Origin of the sequence: Halomonas sp. Y3 (assembly GCF_024137965.1) — a bacterium.
Taxonomy (GTDB): domain Bacteria; phylum Pseudomonadota; class Gammaproteobacteria; order Pseudomonadales; family Halomonadaceae; genus Halomonas; species Halomonas mongoliensis.
In genome coordinates this window covers 379,262-398,657 of the sequence record NZ_CP099975.1, presented here as the reverse complement: position 1 = coordinate 398,657, position 19,396 = coordinate 379,262, and the positions used below count along the sequence as shown (strand labels likewise).

Genomic DNA, 19,396 nt, shown 5'->3' with positions numbered 1-19,396 from the left:
TGACTAGTAGAGGCGCGCCTTGATGATCGGCTTGAGCAGATAGCTGAGCAGGGTGCGCTTGCCGCTCATGATATCCACCTGAGCCACCATGCCGGTGCGGATCGGCAGGATCTCGCCTTCGCGCTCCAGGTAGGCCTGGTCGGTGCGAATGGTCACCAGGTAAAAGGCCTCCTTGCCTCTGGGCGTCTCCTCCTCGATGGTGTCCTCGCTGATCTGCTCCACCTCGCCCTTGATGTCGCCGTAGATGGTGTAGTCGTAGGCGGTGATCTTGACGCTGGCGGGCATGCCGGGGGCGATGAAGGCGACGTCGCGGGGACTGACCCTGGCTTCGATCAGCAGCTGATCCTCCACCGGGCTGACCTCCATGATCGGCTCGCCGGGCTGCACCACCCCGCCGCGCGTCGTGACCAGGACATTGTTGACGCGGCCGTTGACCGGCGAGGTGATGACGGTGCGGCGCAGCTGGTCCTGTCGCTGCAGCAGAGACTGCTCCAGAGCCACCAGCTCGGCCTGTTTCTGGGTCAGCTCGGTGTAGGCGTCCTGCACGTAGCTGTTGCGAATATCCGCCAGGCGCCCCGCCAGGGAGGCCGTGCTCTGGCTGAGCTTGAGCAGCTCCATCTCGCTGACGGCGCGGCGCTGAACCAGAGGCTCGGTCAGCTCGATCTGGCGGCGCGCCAGGCGCATCTCCTCGTTGATCGACTGCTCCGCCTCGCGCAGGCTGCTGCGGCGGGCTTGAAACAGGGAGCGCTCGGAGCGCGCCAGCTCGCCGTCGGGATCGATGCCGTCGGGGAATTCGATCTCCGGCCGCTCCAGCACCTCGGCCTCCAGGCGGGCGATGGAGGCACGCAGCACCCGCGCCTGGCTGTCCGCCTCCAGGAAGGCGCTGCGGAAGCGGGTGTCGTCCAGACGCACCAGCGGCTGGCCGGCCTCCACGCGGTCACCGCGGTTGACCAGCAGCTCCTCGATGATGCCGCCCTCCAGGCTCTGGATGGTCTGCATGCGGCTGGCCGGCACGACCCGCCCTTCACCGCGGGTGATCTCGTCGATCTCGGCCCAGGCGGCCCAGGCCACGAAGGTGAGGATCACCAGCAGAATGACCCAGAGAATGGGGCGCGCCGCGGGGTGATGCATGGTGTGTTCGGGATTGCGGAGCTGGCGACGAATGCGCCACTCCCAGCTGCTCGGTTCAGCCATGACGCGCTTCTCCGCTGGAGGCTTTCGGCGTGGTCTTGACACGGTTGCCGCTGACGATGCTTTCGCAGGGGCCATCCAGGGAGAGGCGGCCATCCTTTAGGACCAGGGCCCGCTCGGCCAGCGCCAGCACAGCCTTCTTGTGGGTGGAGATCAGCACGGTGCGCCCCTTGAGCCACTCCTGGAGATAGCGGATCACCCGCACCTCGTTATTCTGGTCGAAGGCGGCGGTAGGCTCGTCCATCAGCACCACGGCAGGGTCCTGCAGCAGCAGGCGGGCCAGGCCAATGGCCTGACGTTGGCCGCCGGAGACGCTGCGGTTGCCCGTCAGCTGCATGTCGAGGCCCCGAGCGTGGCGGCGCACGAAGTTGCCAAGCCCCACGGCCTCCAGCGCTTCGATCAGCTCCTCGTCGCTGTGCGCCTCGCCGTCCAGGGTCAGGTTGTCGCGCAGAGTGCCGTAAAACAGCGCGATATCCTGAGGCAGATAGCCGATATCCCGGCGCCGGTCGGAAGGGTCCACCTGGGCCAGGTTGATGCCGTCCACCTGCAGGCTGCCGCTGCTGGGTGTCCCCAGGCCGCTGAGCAGACGCAGCAGAGTGGTCTTGCCGGCGCCGTTGCCGCCCAGCAGCGCAATGCGCTCGCCGGCCTGAATCTCCAGCGCCTTGATGTCCAGCGAGGGCGGCGCATCTTCGGAGTACTGCACCTTGACCTCTTCCAGGCGGTAGTGCCCCCTGAGCCGCGGGCAGCGCACGTACTTGCGACCCGGCTCGCGCTCCAGCGGCGCCTTCATCAGCTCATCCAGCGCCTCGACGGCCACCTTGACGTGCTGCCAGCGGGCCAGCAGGCCGGCGACCTGCCCCATGGGGGCGATGGTGCGCGATGTCAGGATGGTACAGGCGATCAGGGCGCCGATGGTCATGTTGCCGGCGCTGATCTGGTAGACGCCCACGGTAACCACGCCTACATAGCCGAGCTGCTGCACGAGGGTAGCGCCGTTGGCGAGCATGGCCGAGATGCTGCGCGACTTGACGCCCGCCTCGGCCAACTGAGCCGACAGCCCCTCCCAGAGGCGCAGGTGGCGCCCTTCGGCGCGGGTCGCCTTGACGGTCTCCAGGTTCTCGATGGTCTCCAGCAGGACGCCGTTGCGCACCGCGGCTTCGCGCAGGTTCTGCCGCGACAGCCGGGCCAGCGTGCCCTGCATCAGGATGCCCGGCAGCACGATCAGCACGATGGCGGCCACCGGCACCCAGACCACCGGCCCGCCCACATAGGCGATGATGGCCAGAAAGAGCAGCACGAAGGGAATATCGCTGATGGCGCCGGCGGTGGAGGAGGTGAAGAACTCGCGCACCGAGTCGAACTCGCGTATCTGGCTGCTGAAGGCACCGGTGGAGCCGGGGCGCGCACCCAGCTTCATCTGCGCCACACGAGAAAAGAGCAGCGAGGAGAGCTGCAGATCGAGACGCTTGCCGGTCACATCCAGCAGGTGAGCGCGCAGGGTGCGCAGCACGAACTCGAAGAGCACCGCAATAAAGACGCCGCTGGCCAGGATCCACAGGGTGTCGAAGGCGGCGTTGGGCACGACGCGGTCGTAAGTCTGCATGGCGAACAGTGCCACGGAAATGGCCAGCAGGTTGGCCATCATCGCCGCCACGCCCACCTCGGTGTAGGCGCGCCAGGCACGCTTGACCGGCCCGAGCAGCCAATGCTCCTCGCGGGGTACGGCAAAGCCTTCGGCACGGCCATCGACGTGGTCGCGGTGGGCCGCCAGGATCAGCGTACCGGCCTCATCCTGCAGCGCTTCGACTTCCTGCAGCGGGAGCTCCCGGGTGCCGCCGGTTTCCGGCAGCGCCACGGTGACGCTTTTACCGTCACGACGCACCACTACCATGCTGCCACCGTCACGCAGCAGCATCAGCGCCGGCAGCAGGCGCTCGGGCAGCTGACCGAGGGGCTTGTTGACAACGCTGGAGGCAATGCCGGCGCGACGCAGGGACCTGGGCACCAGCTCCAGAGGCAGGCGCCCCTGCTCCAACGCCAGGCCATCGCCCAGCTCGGCGACCCCGACGGTCTTGCCCAGGCGGTGGCACAGCGCCACCAACCCATGCCGGAGAGGGTCCTGCTCCTGGCTATTCGATGATGTCATCAATCAACTCTCCGAGTGGCGGCTGGCTGCCCTGCTCTCCCTGCTCCAGGCGGCGCAAGATCAGTTCGCTCAGCACACCAGCCTGGGAGGCGGCACGATAGCTAAGCTTTTCTCGATTGAGGCGCAGATCGATCAGCTGACGCTGCGCCTCGAAATGTTCGACTGCGATGGAGAGCAGGTCGGTGATATCGCGCTGACCGGCCTGAAACTGGTCGCGATAGAGTTCGGCCAGCTCACCGGTGCGAGCCAGCTGCTGCTGCAGCGACTCCTCGCGCCACGCCATGACCTCATCCTGGTCGAGCAGCGATACAATCTGACGCTCCAGATCGCGGCGCCCGGAGCGCAGGCTCCACTCGGCAGCCTCTACCCGTTGACGGGAGCCCTCGGCACGCTGGAAGTTGGAGAGCCCCTGGAAAGCATCCATGCGCAGGCGAAGGCCGATGGTCGCATCGTCTTCAAGGTCGCCGCCGATCTCGCGGCGCAGCATGGAGCCCTCGAGGTTGAGCTGAGGCCAGAAGGAGGCGCGGTTACCGTCAAGCTCGGCCCGCGCCACCGAGATATCCTCCTGCAGCTTGAGCATTTCCGGCGCGGCGCTCAGCAATATGGCACGGCGCTCGATATCACGCAGCTCGGCGAGCAGGCCCAGCGGTTCGGGTGAGGCCAGGTCGTGTGGCAAGCGGCCGACGACCTGCTGATACTGCATGGCCAGGTCGCGCAGCGAGCCCTGCTCGATGGCGCGCTGCTCCAGGGCGCGATCCACCTCCAGAGCGGCACGATCGGTATCGGCACGGTCGGCAAAGCCGGCGGCGCTGCGCTCCTCGGCAAGGTCCTGGACGCCGCCGATGCGCCGCAGGTGCTCTCCGGCAGCGCGCACGCGCTGCCGGGACGCCAGCATGTCTAGATAGAGCTCGGCGATATCCAGCGCCGAGTCTTCGCGCACCTGGCGCAGGTCGTGCATGCGGCGGCGCTGCTCGGCCGTAGCGGAGTCGATATCACTGCCGACGCGTCCCCAGTCGTAGAGCACTTGAGAGGCTCGAATCTCGTAGCCCAGATCACCGACGAAGCTGTTTTCGGGACCCACCGAAACCTGAACATTGGGCAGATAGCCGCTGCGCGCCACCTTGACTCCCTGATCTGCCCTGGCGATCTCGGACTCCGCCGAACGTAGCGCCGGATCGATAGCCAGACCCGCCATGACCGCCTCCTCCAGGGAGGTAGCCTTGGCCAGGCCGGGCAGCAGCAGCCCTGCCACGCCCAGCCAGGCGATCCAGCGATATCCAGCGCGAGCCATCATCATGCCATGACCTCGGGCCCGGCCGCTGCCAGCTCATCGGCGTTGCCGAAGGCGTCGGAAATGCTGGCAAACTCCGGCATATCGGTAATCTCTTCAGGCATGGGCGCAGCGGCCATGGCGGCTTCCCAGGTTTCCTCATCGCCGTCCAGCACGAGCATGCTTTCGTCTTCCTGCAGCAGCAACGCTTCGCCCTCCTCCTGCGAAAGCTCCTCGTCCGCCGCGGCGACCTGAGCGCCGTCGTCAAGAGCTTCTTCGTCGCCTTCGACATCTTCGGAACGTCTGCCGCTCGATGAGGAGGAGGATTGGTTATGAGCCGCCCGAGCACCGAGCGCCGCCCCGAACGCCAGAAAGCCCATCAGGTCGGGACCTATGCCATCCAGCCAGCTGCCTTCAGCAGCGGTAGAGCCCCGCATGACCTCCTCGGCGGGCGCGGCCTCCCGGACAGGCACCTCTTCGGCAAGGAAGACCTCCTCGATGTTGATGCCATCGGCCATGGCAACGGCTTCAGGCTCGGCGGCGATGCTCCCTGCGGTGACGTCCTCCTCGGCAACCTCGTCGTCTTCCCACCAATCCAGCGCAGCGGGAGCCTCAGACGGAGAGGCCTGCTCGGCCTCGGCCAGCAGGGCGTCGGGGTCGAAGCGCAGCGCTTCGTCCGTGGCGGCCACGAAGATGGTGCTGAGGCTGTTGCTACCGGGTGCCGTAGTTATCGAGGCCATCAGCAGCGGGCCATCTCCGCTCGGCAGGTAGAGCTGACTCTGCCCCGAGCCGTTGAAGAACCCGAGAACCTCCAGAGAGCCTCCCCCCATCTGCTCGACCATCAGGCTCGTGCCCTCCCGGCTAAGCCCTGCGATCTCATCGGGGGTGATATCGACCAGCACCTTGCTGGGGGTGGTAAGGGCAATGAAGTCAGAGACCTGCTGAGGCTCGGCAGTCTCCAGGCTCTGCCGCATGCCAGCGACCTGTACGGTAATGCTCATATATTATCCCTTGGTGTCCGTCTGCGGAGAGGCCGGCCCGCCAACGGTGCAGCGCAGCGACTCGCGCAATTATGCGATATTATGCGGAACTCCGCATTCTAGAGAGCCAGAGCGTCAGCGCCAAGCCGGCACCGGCAGATCCGCTAAATCGCAAGGCACTGCGCTACCGCCAGGGAAGTCGTTTCATGTCGCTATCCGAACTACTGGTACAGGCCAGACGATACGCACTCGAGAAGGTCGCGCCGCTAGAGGCGCCCTATCCGGCTCATACGATCTTTCTCTCCGTCAGCGACGGCAACCAGCGAGCCCGGGTGGTACACGCCAGCCACGCCACCTTCGATGAAGCCTGGAAGACCGCTGCTGCCCGCTGTCGGCGCCTGGTGGAACGTGAGAAGCTCCAGGTGCGCTGGCTAAGGGCCGACTGGCCTACCAGCGCCACGCAAAGAGACTGGAAGACGCTCAAAGAGATACTGAAAAACACAAAAAGAAACTACTTCCGGTTTGGCCTGGCCCTGGACAGCCAATTGAAGCACGCCTTTCTGGAACAGGAGCTGAATGCCAACGCCATGCTGTATGGCGGCAACCAGGTGGCTCACGCCATCCTCAATGGAAAGAACTTTCGGCGCTACGCCGGGCTGCGCTATCGCAACCCGGCGCTGGACTTCTCCGACGATGCTCAGGTCATCCAGCTGGCGACGGCCGGCGTGTTCTGCACCACCGGCAGCTCCCCGTTGGCTCTGCATGGCGCTGGGCGCAATGCCGGCCGGCGCGTCATCGAACGACTGACCCCAGCCGACGTGCATGGCCTGGTCGCCTCCAGCAGCCGCTACCTGGCCAGCCAGGTTCAGGCCTCCGGCCGGTTTCACTACGGCTGGCACGCCTGTTTCGATCGTCCCATCCGCACCTACAACAGCCTGCGCCACGCCAGCACCACCTACGCCATGGTGGAGGCGTGGGAGGTCACCGGCGATGCCGACCTCAAGGCCGCCATCGACCGCTCACTACGCTTGCTGACCGATAGCCTGATCCAGGAGGTGACGCTGCCCGACGGCCAGCCGGCGGCCTTCCTGATCGACGCTCAGGACGAGATCAAGCTTGGCGGCAACGCGGTCTGCCTGCTTGCCCTGGTGCAGTACAGCCAAGCCACCGGCTCCCGAGAGCATCTGCCGCTTCTGGAGAAGCTGGCGCTGGGCATCGCCCATATGCAGGATCCGCAGAGTGGTCGTTTCGTGCATGTATTGAACTACCCGGACCTCTCGGTCAAGGAGCCCTTCCGCATCATCTACTACGACGGCGAGGCCGCCTTCGGCCTGATGCGGCTGTATGGCCTGACCGGCGACCCACGCTGGCTCGCCATGGTCGAGCGCGCCTTCGACCACTTCATCGATGCCGAGCACTGGAAGGCACACGATCACTGGCTCAGCTACTGTGTCAACGAGCTAACCCGCTACCGCGACGATGAGCGCTACTACCGATTCGGCCTGCAGAACGTGGCTGACCACCTGGGGTTCGTGGCCAGCCGAATTACCACCTTCCCCACCCTGCTCGAGCTGATGATGGCCGCCGAGCAGATGGTGCAGCGACTCAAGGCCTCAGCGGAGCAAGCCCATCTACTGGAAGGCCTGGACCTGGAACGTTTCTACCAGGCACTGGAATTCCGCGCCCACTACCTGCTCAACGGCCACTTCTTCCCCGAGGTCGCCATGTACTTCCAGAACCCCGCGCGCATTCTGGGCAGTTTCTATATCCGCCACCACGCCTTCCGGGTTCGTATCGACGATGTGGAGCACTACCTCTCGGGTTACGTGGCGTATCTGCGCTATGTGGAACGAGGCAGAGAGGTGGCTCTAGCAGAAAGAAGCCATGAAACCCAACAGTCCCCCTAGGGTCGCAAATGCCGAAGCTGATACCGCGCCTTCAGAAGCACGGTATCAGCGCCCACACCTTCGAAGAACCTCAGCAGCTCTCGGAGCAGCTGATCGGCCGGCTCAAGGACAGGGACCGGATAGCCGTCAAGGGGTCTCATGGGTCACATGCGATGCCTTTCAGGTCGTCGAGTAGCTCAAGCGCTTGTCCAGTTGAACCTTGCCTGCCAAACCCAGAACAATAAATCGCGCAAATATTTCAAAAACAAACAATAAGATCAAAAAAACAAAACAGCAACTTTCGGAAAAACAAAAAAACCCCTTCCAACCACTGTGAACGACCGAAACAGTCCGACGCCACTCGTTTCATATGGCCCAAAAAAAACAACAAAAGACCATAAAAAACCAAACCAAAGCCACCCGAAACCCCAGACACTAACCAAAACGCAGACAAGAAAAACCAAAACACACCCTTTAGACCTCACCAGAGCATTAAGATCCACAGTGAAAAAAACTCTGGGCCTCTTGTCAGGCCGACGGAACGTTACCAAGCATCTTTTCTTATTATTCAGTGCCGGGAAGGGAACACCTCATGTCCACGATAGCCAAGATCAGTCCGCTTTCAGCAGGCGCGCCTCAACAGGGGCAGCTGTTCGAAATAGGCAGCACCATCCCCTTGAGTGAGCCAAGCCAGATACTCCTTGACCTCTCTTTCCGAGAAGTCCACGTCATCGTGCGCGAAGGCAGTGACCTGATCATGGAGACGCGCGATGGCCAGGCAATACGCATCCTGAACTTCTATCTGGATGATGAGGAAGCCAGCGAGCTTTTCTTCGTCGATGACAATGGCAACATGGTATCTGCCACCTTCCCGCCGCCGATGAGCAACGGCCTGCAGCCGGTCGAATATACCCTGCTGCACGAACCAGCCGGATTCGTGGCGGCAAGCGATGGCGCATCAGATATCCTTCCCGCTCTTGCGGCTGCCGGCCTCGGGGCAGCAGCCATTGCTGCCATCGCCAACAGCAGTAGTAGTAGCAGTAGCGACACCCCTGCAGACGATGCGGACGCCGACGCCGACGCCGATGCGGATGCGGATGCCGATGCGGACGCAGACGCGGACGCGGACGCCGATGCTGACGCGGATGCGGATGCCGACGCAGATGCGGATGCCGACGCTGATGCGGATGCCGATGCCGACGCAGATGCCGACGCCGATGCGGATGCCGACGCCGACGCGGATGCCGATGCGGACGCCGACGCCGATGCGGACGCTGATGCCGATGCGGACGCCGATGCCGATGCGGACGCCGACGCCGATGCGGACGCCGATGCGGATGCGGATGCGGATGCGGATGCGGACGCCGACGCGGATGCCGACGCCGATGCGGATGCCGACGCCGATGCGGATGCAGATGCCGATGCGGATGCCGACGCCGATGCCGATGCCGACGCGGATGCCGATGCGGACGCCGACGCCGATGCGGACGCTGATGCCGATGCGGACGCCGATTCCGATGCGGACGCCGACGCCGACGCCGATGCGGATGCGGATGCGGACGCCGATGCGGATGCGGATGCGGACGCCGACGCGGATGCCGACGCGGATGCCGACGCCGATGCGGATGCAGACGCCGATGCGGATGCAGATGCCGATGCCGATGCCGACGCAGATGCGGACGCCGATGCCGATGCCGACGCCGATGCGGACGCCGACGCGGATGCCGATGCGGATGCCGACGCCGATGCAGATGCAGACGCCGATGCCGATGCAGACGCGGATGCCGACGCCGATGCGGACGCCGATGCCGATGCGGACGCCGATGCGGACGCCGACGCGGATGCGGATGCAGACGCCGACGCCGACGCCGATGCGGACGCCGATGCGGACGCGGACGCCGATGCGGATGCCGACGCCGATGCGGATGCCGATGCCGACGCTGACGCGGACGCCGATGCCGATGCCGATGCAGACGCTGATGCGGACGCCGATGCAGATGCGGATGCGGACGCCGATGCCGATGCAGACGCTGATGCGGACGCCGATGCCGACGCAGATGCGGACGCCGATGCAGACGCTGATGCGGACGCCGATGCCGACGCAGATGCGGATGCGGACGCTGATGCCGACGCAGATGCGGATGCCGACGCAGATGCCGACGCAGATGCCGATGCGGATGCCGATGCGGACGCCGATGCGGATGCGGACGCTGATGCCGACGCAGATGCGGATGCCGACGCAGATGCCGACGCAGATGCCGACGCAGATGCCGATGCGGATGCCGACGCTGATGCGGACGCCGATGCGGATGCCGATGCGGATGCAGATGCCGATGCCGACGCTGACGCGGACGCCGATGCCGATGCAGACGCTGATGCGGACGCCGATGCCGACGCGGACGCTGATGCCGACGCAGATGCGGATGCCGACGCAGATGCGGATGCCGACGCAGATGCGGACGCCGACGCAGATGCGGATGCCGATGCGGATGCAGACGCGGATGCCGATGCAGACGCGGATGCCGATGCCGATGCCGATGCGGACGCAGATGCGGATGCGGATGCGGATGCCGACGTTCCCGATGCTCCGGGCAGCCTCGCCGTTATTGACGGCAAGATAATTACCGGTGAAGCAGAGCCCTTCTCGACAGTTCATGTAGAGACTGAAGCAGGCGTATTCGCCGGTGCTGGTCACGCCAATGCAAATGGTGAATTTGCAATCAGCCTGGTTCCTGCTCAGGCCTTGGGCACAACGCTGAATGTTACACAGCGGGATACCGGCGGTAATGTTTCGGAGCCGGCAAAAGCACAAGTTTCCATCGTAGGCCAGGACGGAAAAGCTCAGGCACAAATTACCCCTGCAGAACTCGGCGAGCCCCAGGAAAGTGTTGAGACCCTGGATGACGGCTCAGTGAATATTCTGCTTGGCCTACTCGGGATTACATTAGGCAGCACCTCGCTGAGTCGCTCCTTCTCCATAGAAGAAGGCGTTGGGGAGGTCAGCTTTTCCTTGAAAGGTACGCAGCTGGCAGACGTCGGTTTGCTTGGCGCACAGCCTAAGCTGAACATCAGCCTTCTCAAACAAGGCAGCAATGGTCAGTTTGAAGTGGTCGATAGCACTGTTGACGGCAGCTCTCAGCTTCTGTCTATTGCCTTGCTGTCTCAAAACAGAGCAGAAGCCAGCTTCGAAGGCCTTGAGCCGGGAAATTATCAGCTGGCCATCAGCTACCGCCCAGGCGCTGTAGGGGCCCTGCAGAGGATTGAAGTCAGTGACATCAATGTAAAAACTGTCTCCATTCCTGATGCTGGGGACCCCACGACAGGTGCTGCCCAAGGCAACCTGCTGCTGGACAGCAAGGGAGAGCTCATGGCTATTGATCCTGACGCAACTGACATATTTGTCAGCCAAGGTGGCAGTTGGGTTCAAGTGGATGGCGAGACCAGCATTGCGGGACAATTTGGCACCTTCCTTGTCCAAAGCGATGGCAGTTACCGCTATGAGCCTGATGCTAACGTTGACAATATTGGCCAGAGAGACAGCCTTAGCTATAGGCTTGAGGATGCTAATGGTCGCAGCGAAATTATCAGCCTACAAGTTGAGCTGAAGGACGCGGCTCCCAGCATTAACGAGATGGCCGCCCGGCAAATGTTCAGCTTTGATGACCTCAGTGACAGCTTCGACCTTATGGAAGCAGACACTGAGCATAACGAGCTGAAAGAAAGCCAGTACAGCTCGACCTTTGATGCTGGAGAAGATGAAACGCTTTCACTATCCAGCGCCGATGACGTCTTGATTGATGAATCAGGAGACGCATTTGACAAGGCCGAGATGGAGGGCGTCGGCACAATGGCAACGGACTTACACATGGATGTAGGCTCGGTACTGGCTGTGCATCAAGATGAGCTAGCAAATGACGCAATGAGCCACATGGTCCACGGCTAATCACAACGGTATGAAAACAGAGTCCGGAAAGCACCGCGTGAGGCTGCATTCCGGGCTCTCTGTTTATGAGCGCATATGCCAGTATGGTTTCATGCTGGCATAGCAGCCGCTGAAGGACTGCTCATTGTCAACAGCTAGGCATGGAGCCAAAATTGCCACACCTTATTCATGATCCTACCTACGCACACAAAATCACCCTCTTGGTCAGTCAGGAATGAGCCTTGAGCCAAACGACATCAATGTCGCTATTTTCAGCAAATGCAGTGAGAACGAAAAATGGCTTGAGACCCAAGTCCGAAAGGCTGGAGTTGAAAACCTGATCTCGTATAACAGCTCACGCTGCATACATTCACGTACCTCTATACTGCCTGACTGCCTGATAGTCATGCAGGAAGACCCTATTCCCCAACCACACGGCATAAAAATACCAACCCTTCGGCTAGGGGGCAGCTCGTGTTCAGATGCCTCACTACACCTTGACATACCATTCTCTACTGAGGAACTGGAACAGGGGATAAAAAAAGCGGCTTCACTTGGCACATGTATCAAGATGGGCTGTAACAATGGGCACATCTATTTTTCTTCGAAAATAATGCGCGAGTTCTATAGAGAGGCACTACTATATGCAAACTCTGAAGTAAATACGCTCATCCTAGGTGAAACTGGAACCGGAAAGGAGATGGTAGCCAGACTACTTCACCATTACAACAATCAGCGAAGCAGCGGACCATTTGTATGCGTAAACTGTGGAGCTATTCCTGAAGGCCTTTTTGAAGCAGAATTTTTTGGCTACTCCCCAGGGGCATTCACTGGCGCCTCTCGCAGCCATGCTGGATATTTTGAGCAGGCAAACGGTGGAACCATTTTTCTGGATGAAATTGGTGACCTACCCCTATATCAGCAGGTCAAGTTACTACGTGTCATAGAACAGCAATCCATTACTCCGCTGGGATCACGGCGAAGAATACCGCTTGACTTCAGGCTAGTTGCCGCAACTAACCGCCACTTATATACCATGGTGCGTGAAGGAAAATTTCGCTCCGATTTATACTATAGGATCGCAGTCGCCGTACTCGATCTTCCCGACTTGGAAGCAAGAGGGAGGATGGAAAAACGCCAGCTATTCTTCCACCTCCTATCCTCTATTGCAAAAAAAGAGGGAATAAACCTTGCAACCTTACCTGACTGGCTGATGAACGCAGTCGGCAACAGGGTGTTCAAAGGAAACATAAGGGAAATGATGAACACCGCAGAGAGAGTATTCCTCAAGTATCGCGTAAGTGGAACTTGGAGCAAAAAAGCAGTCCTTCCAATTATAGAAAAGGAATCAGAAGCACAGGCACCAGAAGCTTCGAACTTAACCAACCATAGCCTATCTATGGAGAGAGATGAAATACTGGATGCACTACAGCGAAATAACTGGGTTCGCAAAAAGACTGCCATGGACCTTGGTATAAGCCGAAAGGTATTATGGGAAAAAATGCACAAGCATCAACTATATGACCACCCCGATCACGTAGGAAAACGCCCCAGGCAACGGAGGGCAAAGTGAGCGCAATAGAAGCTCAACCTCAGGAGCAAGGCTCTGGAATGGGCAATGCCAATGCTGAAAAGTCACATTCAGCAGTTTATGCTTTTTGCCTTGTATCGGCATTTCATAACTCTCCACTAGATCCTGAGCAACTCGCAATCACAGAGGGAATCAATAGAGGAACAGTCGGAACGGAAGACCTTATAAATTTAGCATCTAGGCACCGCTTCAAGGCAAAGCAGGTAAATCTCACATGGGAAGACCTTGAACGACAAAGTTTTCCTGCAATAGTGGAACTGAAAAATGGGCAATTCTTGGTAATTGCCCGCGTTGAGTCAGAGCAAGCTGTTCTGGTGGAGCCCCGCCAAGGGAAGCCACTTATTGCAACGCGTAGTCAGCTGGAAGAAATCTGGACCGGAAACCTGGTACTGATGCGCCCTAAGATCGGGTGGAGTACAGAAAATCCACGATTTGGATTTGCCTGGTTCCTTCCCATGCTGAAACGGTACAGGTCCAGCCTGACAGAAGTGGGAATAGCTGCCTTTGTTATTCAGATATTCGCTCTGGCCACCCCCCTTTTTACCTTGCTTATCATTGACAAGGTACTGGTCCACCGTTCTATCTCTACTCTTAACGTATTAGCTGGCGCCATGCTGGCTATTCTTCTTTTCGAGGCAGTTTTAGGCGTGCTTCGCGCTCAGTTGATGACGCGCACGACATATCGCGTAGATGCAACACTAGGAATGAAGGTTTACGAACACCTTCTCAGCGTCCCACTGCGATACTTTGAACAGCGCAAAGTGGGTGACACAGTTGCCAGAGTCAAGGAAATGGAAACAATACGCCAATTCCTTACTGGCTCCAGCATGATGGCGATAATTGATCTACTTTTTGTAGGTGTTTTTCTGCTTGTCATGTTCTTGATCAGCTATCAGCTCACGCTATTGGTTATTGCTATGCTGCCACTGCTGGTTGGGCTATCTGTCATCACCTACCCTACCATAAGAAAGCGCATGGTCGACCGCCTTGAGAAAAGCGCGGAATATCAGTCGTTTCTTACAGAAACCATAAGCAGCATACAGACCATTAAGTCCCTTGCTGCTGAAAAACAGATGGCAAGACGGTGGGACTCCCTGCTCGCCAGCTACGCTACTGCCTCATATCGAAGCGACTCTCTTTCTGGCATTGTCGGCTCTATCGGACAAGTCATGCAAAGGCTAATAACACTGTCCATTCTATGGTACGGTGTAAATCTTGCGCTTGATGGATCCATTACTGCCGGCCAGCTAATTGCATTCAACATGATTGCAAGTCAAGTCACTAGCCCAGTACTTCGCATGGTGCAAACCTGGCAAGGACTTCAGCAGGTTGGGCTGTCGATTGAAAGGCTGGGTGACTTAATGAACACCCCCAAAGAGCCCATACTTAACACTGGCCGGCAAAACCTCAAGCCGCTGCAGGGAAAAGTGGAGATGGAAGGTGTCGAGTACCGCTACCGCCCTGACCTAGAGCCTGTAATAAAGGGCGTCAGCTTTACCATTCAACCAGGAAGCTTTGTCGGTATTGTGGGGCGCAGCGGGTCGGGAAAAAGTACTCTGGCAAAGCTACTGCAGCGCCTTTACCTTCCTAGCTCTGGGAAAATACGCTTTGACAATATAGATCTTAACGAAGTAGATCCTCGCTGGCTCAGGCGCCAGATAGGAGTCGTGCCACAAGAGGGTAGCCTTTTCGCAGGCACTGTTCGCGAAAACATTTCAATTCACCTTCCTGACGCCCCCATGAGCAGCGTTATCGCCGCTGCAAGACTTGCAGGAGCGGAAGAATTCATAGAAAATCTGCCAGCAGGTTATGACACACCGATTGGCGAACGTGGCGCCATACTTTCCGGAGGCCAACGGCAGCGTCTAGCTATCGCGCGCGCCCTGCTGGCAAATCCCCGGATACTAATATTCGACGAGGCAACTAGCGCACTTGATAAAGCTGCGCAGCGCACCATTGAGGCTAGCATTCAAAAGGTCCGCCAAGGTAGAACCGTTTTCATGGTTGCACATTCATTGGAAGCCATTCAGCATGCCGACACGATACTAGTCATGGATAATGGAAGGATCGTCGAGTCGGGAAGTCACAGAGAACTCATGGAAAGAAAAGGTATGTTTTATAACCTTTTCCAGGAGGTATAGGCTTGGCTAAAACCATGAGCTTGCTCTCTCGCTTGGCCCGCATTTTATCTTCACGGCATAGCGAGAACACAAAGCGACGCAGAATCGAGAAACTTAATGAGCTTGAGCGAGAGTTTCTTGACCCGCTGAGGTCCATTCAAGAAACCGAGCCTCCGGCCGGAAGGAGACGAGTGCTATGGGCACTACTGATTTTATTGCTACTGGCACTTGTATGGTCCTGGTTTTCACGCATTGATGTTGTAGCCACTGCCAATGGTCGATTTATACCTGACGGCCGCAACAAGGTGGTACAAAATATGGAGCTTAGCGCTATCGAGGAAGTGTTGGTCGAGGTCGGGCAGCGCGTTGAGGCCGGCCAGCTCCTGGTGAGGCTCGACGAAACGCTGGCAGCAGCAAGTAACGAGTCAATTGAAAAGGCAGCAAGGCTTAACATGGCCCGGCAGCACAGACTTAAAAGCAGCCTGAGCGGCAACGCTCCTAATAGTCATCAAGCAGACGAAATATATTCACTGAACCAGGACATATGGAAAACCGAAGAAGCTCGCCATGCCAGCCTTCGCAAGACGATGAACTCCAGCATCCGTGAAGTTCAGGCTGAGCTACGATCCAGTGAGTCGCGGCTTCACCGCCAACTGGAGCGGCAGGAATTGGTTGACCAGAGGACAGAAAGTGCTCGCCGACTGGCTGAAATTGGCGCTATCGCTCGAAATGAATATATCATGCTTCGCGAAGACAGCATCGCTCTGCAGAGTGATATAGACTCATCTAGAGAAAAGATAAAAATCTTGCGAGAACGCCTAGTTAACGCACATGAGGCGCTCGAACAGATTGAAGCTGAGCGGCGCCTTGATCTACTGGCCAGCTTGGAAAGGGCCATCAGTGAGTCATATCAGCTAACTGAACAGCAATCTCATACGGTCCACGCTCTAGAGAGCAGAAACCTTCATGCCCCTGTTGCTGGCACAGTAAAATCCATCAATGTTTCAACGCCTGGTGAGGTTGTTACAGCCGGATCCAGCATTATCGAGATTGTCCCTGATGAGGCGCCACTGCTTGTTGAGCTAGAGCTTTCTGATAGGGATTCTGGGTTTGTTAGAGTAGGCCAGCATGTAGAAATAAAGGTTGAAGCTTTTCCTTTCACCCAGTATGGCGTATTGCCAGGCAAACTGGTATGGATCAGCGCAGACGCGCAAGCCAGCGGCCAGGAAGGCTACTATCGGGCGTGGGTTGAACCTACCAAACACTACCTTGAGCGGGGTAACGAGCGCGTCACGGTACGCCCTGGCATGACTGCGTCAGTCGATGTCAACACAGGAGAGAGAAGGATTCTTGAGTTTTTCCTCTCACCCCTCTCGCGCAACATCAGCGAAGGCATAAGCGTGAGATAAACGTTTAAAAAAACTTTGAAACAAAACAGAACATCAGAGGCTTGATCTCATAACACATGCATCAATTATTCACAAATGAAAGGGTTTATCTCAATGGCTTTGTTGCTATATTTCAATTGCTTTTGTACCGGTTTAAAATGATGACAGGACCCTGTGGTGTGCAGCTGCTGCCTTCGGGGAAAAATCAGGAAAAACCGGCAAAGCACGGCCTTTGCCATGCATCAAAAAACCAGCATCAAAAAAGCTAGAATAGCTAAGCTTAATTTATTTCCAGGAGAAATAAAACATGGCACTTCTCGGTGGTCTTCTTAATCTTGATGGTCTTCTCGGTGGCCTGCTCGGCGGAAATAGCGGCCAAGGCACCAGTGAAGCCGTTAACGTCAGCAACGCTGCTGCACTTAACGCAGACACCTTGGTCAACAGCGTGATTGATGGCATGAACGGCTTGATCAATACCACGCTCAACACCACCTTCGACGGCGTGCAGGGGCTAGTGGAAAGCACCATCGTCAGCAGCGCCGGCGCCATGAACTCCGTTGCAGGGAGCGCCATTGCCTTTACCGAGCAGAGCGCTACCAAGGTTTTTGACAGCAACGGAAACCTGATCTCTGAAAGCGCTACTCTGAGCACAGCGCCCGGCGCCGAAATCATGCAAACTTATGCTGCCGAGACCCTCGGTCCGCTGACTGCCGGCGTTGGCAATGGCATCGACGGCATGCTGAGCGGCGTTGGTGAAGGGGCCGGCCAGGCCATGGCTAACCTGGGCAGCGGCATTCCGGAAATGCTGCCGGGCACCGTGTCTGCGCTGGGTGCCGACATTGTCGGTGCATCCGACAGCGGTGGCCTGGTGACTAATCTGCTGAACGTTCTGATCTAACGGGCTTCCCAACACGGGCTTCCCAACGAGGTCGGCGCCATCAATTGGCGCCGACCAATTCTGCTTTACCGAGGAGCTTCCATGTCAATACTTATTTCACATGGTTTTGGCAACAGCCTGACCTCACTGACTACTCAAACAATTAACTCCACCATTGACCGCATGGCTATGCAGTTCAATCAAGACATAAGCGAAAGCTTATTGGAGGCCAACCTCATCAGCCTAGGCGGAATTTCAAGTAGTGCAGTCTCATTACATGCTCTGCTAGGTGCGAACATGCAGCGGGGCACCATGGAGACAAGCATCACTCCTCAGGAAGATGGTGGAGTCATTATTGAAGAACGATTCCATTATGATCATGCCATCGACAGAATCAACAACGGCTTGGACAATCGAATTGGCCTTGATGCACAACAGTCTGCAAATGACATTCAAGCACTTCTTCAAGACACAGGAAACCTGATTTCAACCGAAATGCCTGCTTTCGCTAATCAGATACCTCTACAGACACTATCATTGTTAGAAATGACTTCCCCTGCGGACTTGGACGTTTCTTTCGTATGACACAAGGCATCAAGCCAAGATTTACAGCCCTGTTGCTGGCGTTTTTTCCGCTTTACTCAGCCCCGGCCGTAGCCAGTGCGATCAGTGCTAGTGCGAACACTACACTTCAGGCACAGGTGCAACCGGCTCATCGTATAGCGCTGCAAGAAGTGCTTGATAAGGTAGCGTCTAGCACCCCGGCAATGCTGAAGCAGCAAGAGCTAATCATTCAGGCAGAGTCTCGCAAAAGCCAAGCTAGGGGTGCCTTCCTTCCACAACTGGATCTGTCGCTTCAAACACTCAGGTCACAAAACTATTCCGGCAGTGGCAGCACTATTGTTGGCGGCAGCGTCATTGACGCCAGCGAGAGCTTCTACAACAGCTATGCTGCGCTTTCCGCTGAGCTTAGCCTCTTCAATGGAGGGCAGCATCAAGCCAGTTTTCGCGCGGCCACCTCGGATCTTGCCGCCAACGAAGCAGAGTTAGACGCCATTGTAGTAAACGAGTTTTTACAAGCACTAAAGCTATATGTTGATCTGGCTAGTGCAGAAGTTTTCACACGCTCCAGTAGACATCGGGCAGCTCTCTTTGAAAAAAGGCTGTCACTTGCAAAAGAGGGTTTCAAAGAAGGCCGCTTAGCCAAGACTGTCGTACAATCAGCGGAAGCGGATTGGCTTGACGCACAGTCAGAGCTTCTTCAAGGCCAGATGCAACAAGAGCATATTTCTGCCCGCCTCCTGCGCCATCTTGGCACTCCCGGCATCGGAACAGCAAGAAATACAATTTATGCAGACATAGGCACCATACCCACACCTCCTGTAATGCACCTTGTTCAACCTAAGGCTCATATTGCAGAACATCCGTCGCTTAAAGCAGCAAAAAATCGCATAGACTCTGCGCATCGGCAACTGGATTCTGCGCGGGGAACCATCCTCCCCAAGGTCTCTCTGATTGCAAACTACTCCTTTATCGGTGTTGACTCGCAAAGCGCAATGAATGCTATAGATGACATGGGGCGAGACAACTTTATTATTGGGCTATCCTTGAAACAGCCATTAGGGCCTTTTACATCAGAACGAGCAAACATCGATTCTTCGCAATCAGCATTACGCATGGCCCAGTTGCGGTATGATGAGCTACAGCACGAACTTATCGATTTAGCTCAAGAGGCATTGAGCGACTTGCGCGCGAACCGGCAAGAGCTTGAAATTATAAAAAACTCTGAAGCCAGTGCTCGTGAAGCGATGGAGCTACACCGAGCCAGAGCCAGGCATGGTTTTGGCAGCAATATGGAAGCCGTTGAGCTGGAGGCTGAGTGGGTGAGGAGAGTCGCTAACCAGGAACGTCAAGAATTAGCTGTAAAAATGTCTGGCTGGGCAGTTTTGGCCACCGTAATGCCTCAGCATTTTTTGAAAATGATTAAATTAAATAACGGCTTTTAGCTATAAGCCATTGTTAAAT

General features: G+C 57.7%; 14 protein-coding genes. 8 read left to right on the top strand and 6 right to left on the bottom strand.

The window, feature by feature from the left end:
* Window positions 1-3: 3 nt before the first annotated feature.
* From NHL60_RS01885 to NHL60_RS01870, 4 genes are read right to left on the bottom strand one after another with little or no spacing between them, the layout of a single operon-like run.
* Window positions 4-1,194, bottom strand: coding sequence for an HlyD family efflux transporter periplasmic adaptor subunit (locus tag NHL60_RS01885; RefSeq protein WP_253448237.1), 1,191 nt, complete (start codon window positions 1,192-1,194; stop codon window positions 4-6).
* Complete coding sequence (locus NHL60_RS01880) at window positions 1,187-3,337, bottom strand: type I secretion system permease/ATPase (RefSeq protein WP_253448234.1); 2,151 nt, start codon at window positions 3,335-3,337, stop codon at window positions 1,187-1,189. Before NHL60_RS01880 ends, NHL60_RS01885 begins: the two co-directional genes overlap by 8 nt.
* Window positions 3,321-4,628 (bottom strand): TolC family protein, encoded by a 1,308-nt coding sequence (locus NHL60_RS01875; protein ID WP_253448231.1) that lies wholly within the window; start codon window positions 4,626-4,628, stop codon window positions 3,321-3,323. Before NHL60_RS01875 ends, NHL60_RS01880 begins: the two co-directional genes overlap by 17 nt.
* A gap of 2 nt (window positions 4,629-4,630) precedes the next feature.
* Window positions 4,631-5,608 (bottom strand): hypothetical protein, encoded by a 978-nt coding sequence (locus NHL60_RS01870; RefSeq protein WP_253448228.1) that lies wholly within the window; start codon window positions 5,606-5,608, stop codon window positions 4,631-4,633.
* A 185-nt stretch (window positions 5,609-5,793) separates the two neighbouring features.
* On the opposite strand from NHL60_RS01870, the gene NHL60_RS01865 reads away from it, so the two are divergent.
* Window positions 5,794-7,494, top strand: coding sequence for a glycoside hydrolase family 127 protein (locus tag NHL60_RS01865; protein ID WP_253448225.1), 1,701 nt, complete (start codon window positions 5,794-5,796; stop codon window positions 7,492-7,494).
* 601 nt (window positions 7,495-8,095) lie between these two features.
* Here NHL60_RS01865 and NHL60_RS01860 read toward each other — a convergent pair.
* Both NHL60_RS01860 and NHL60_RS01855 read right to left on the bottom strand, forming a co-directional pair.
* Window positions 8,096-8,395, bottom strand: coding sequence for a hypothetical protein (locus NHL60_RS01860; RefSeq protein WP_253448222.1), 300 nt, complete (start codon window positions 8,393-8,395; stop codon window positions 8,096-8,098).
* A 36-nt stretch (window positions 8,396-8,431) separates the two neighbouring features.
* Window positions 8,432-10,129 carry a hypothetical protein gene (locus NHL60_RS01855; protein WP_253448218.1) on the bottom strand — a complete coding sequence of 566 codons (1,698 nt, stop codon included), beginning with the start codon at window positions 10,127-10,129 and terminating at the stop codon, window positions 8,432-8,434.
* Window positions 10,130-10,216: 87 nt separating this feature from the next.
* Between NHL60_RS01855 and NHL60_RS01850 the strand changes: the two genes are divergently transcribed.
* The 7 genes from NHL60_RS01850 (at window position 10,217) to NHL60_RS01820 (ending at window position 19,377) form a co-directional block, all read left to right on the top strand.
* Entirely contained in the window at window positions 10,217-11,416 is a 1,200-nt protein-coding gene (locus NHL60_RS01850) for an Ig-like domain-containing protein (protein WP_253448215.1), read from the top strand.
* Between the two features lie 214 nt (window positions 11,417-11,630).
* Window positions 11,631-12,968, top strand: coding sequence for a sigma 54-interacting transcriptional regulator (locus tag NHL60_RS01845; RefSeq protein WP_253448212.1), 1,338 nt, complete (start codon window positions 11,631-11,633; stop codon window positions 12,966-12,968).
* The gene (locus tag NHL60_RS01840) at window positions 12,965-15,127 is read left to right on the top strand and encodes a peptidase domain-containing ABC transporter (RefSeq protein ID WP_253448209.1); all 2,163 of its coding nucleotides are present in this window, start codon (window positions 12,965-12,967) and stop codon (window positions 15,125-15,127) included. The genes NHL60_RS01845 and NHL60_RS01840 overlap by 4 nt, the downstream gene beginning before the upstream one ends.
* 2 nt (window positions 15,128-15,129) lie before the next feature.
* Window positions 15,130-16,515: an HlyD family type I secretion periplasmic adaptor subunit gene (locus NHL60_RS01835; RefSeq protein ID WP_253448206.1), complete on the top strand. Its 1,386-nt coding sequence runs from the start codon at window positions 15,130-15,132 to the stop codon at window positions 16,513-16,515.
* A 286-nt stretch (window positions 16,516-16,801) separates the two neighbouring features.
* Window positions 16,802-17,392 carry a hypothetical protein gene (locus NHL60_RS01830; protein WP_253448203.1) on the top strand — a complete coding sequence of 197 codons (591 nt, stop codon included), beginning with the start codon at window positions 16,802-16,804 and terminating at the stop codon, window positions 17,390-17,392.
* An 81-nt stretch (window positions 17,393-17,473) separates the two neighbouring features.
* Window positions 17,474-17,956: a hypothetical protein gene (locus NHL60_RS01825; protein WP_253448200.1), complete on the top strand. Its 483-nt coding sequence runs from the start codon at window positions 17,474-17,476 to the stop codon at window positions 17,954-17,956.
* Window positions 17,953-19,377 carry a TolC family protein gene (locus tag NHL60_RS01820; protein WP_253448196.1) on the top strand — a complete coding sequence of 475 codons (1,425 nt, stop codon included), beginning with the start codon at window positions 17,953-17,955 and terminating at the stop codon, window positions 19,375-19,377. The genes NHL60_RS01825 and NHL60_RS01820 overlap by 4 nt, the downstream gene beginning before the upstream one ends.
* The last annotated feature ends 19 nt before the right edge of the window (window positions 19,378-19,396 follow it).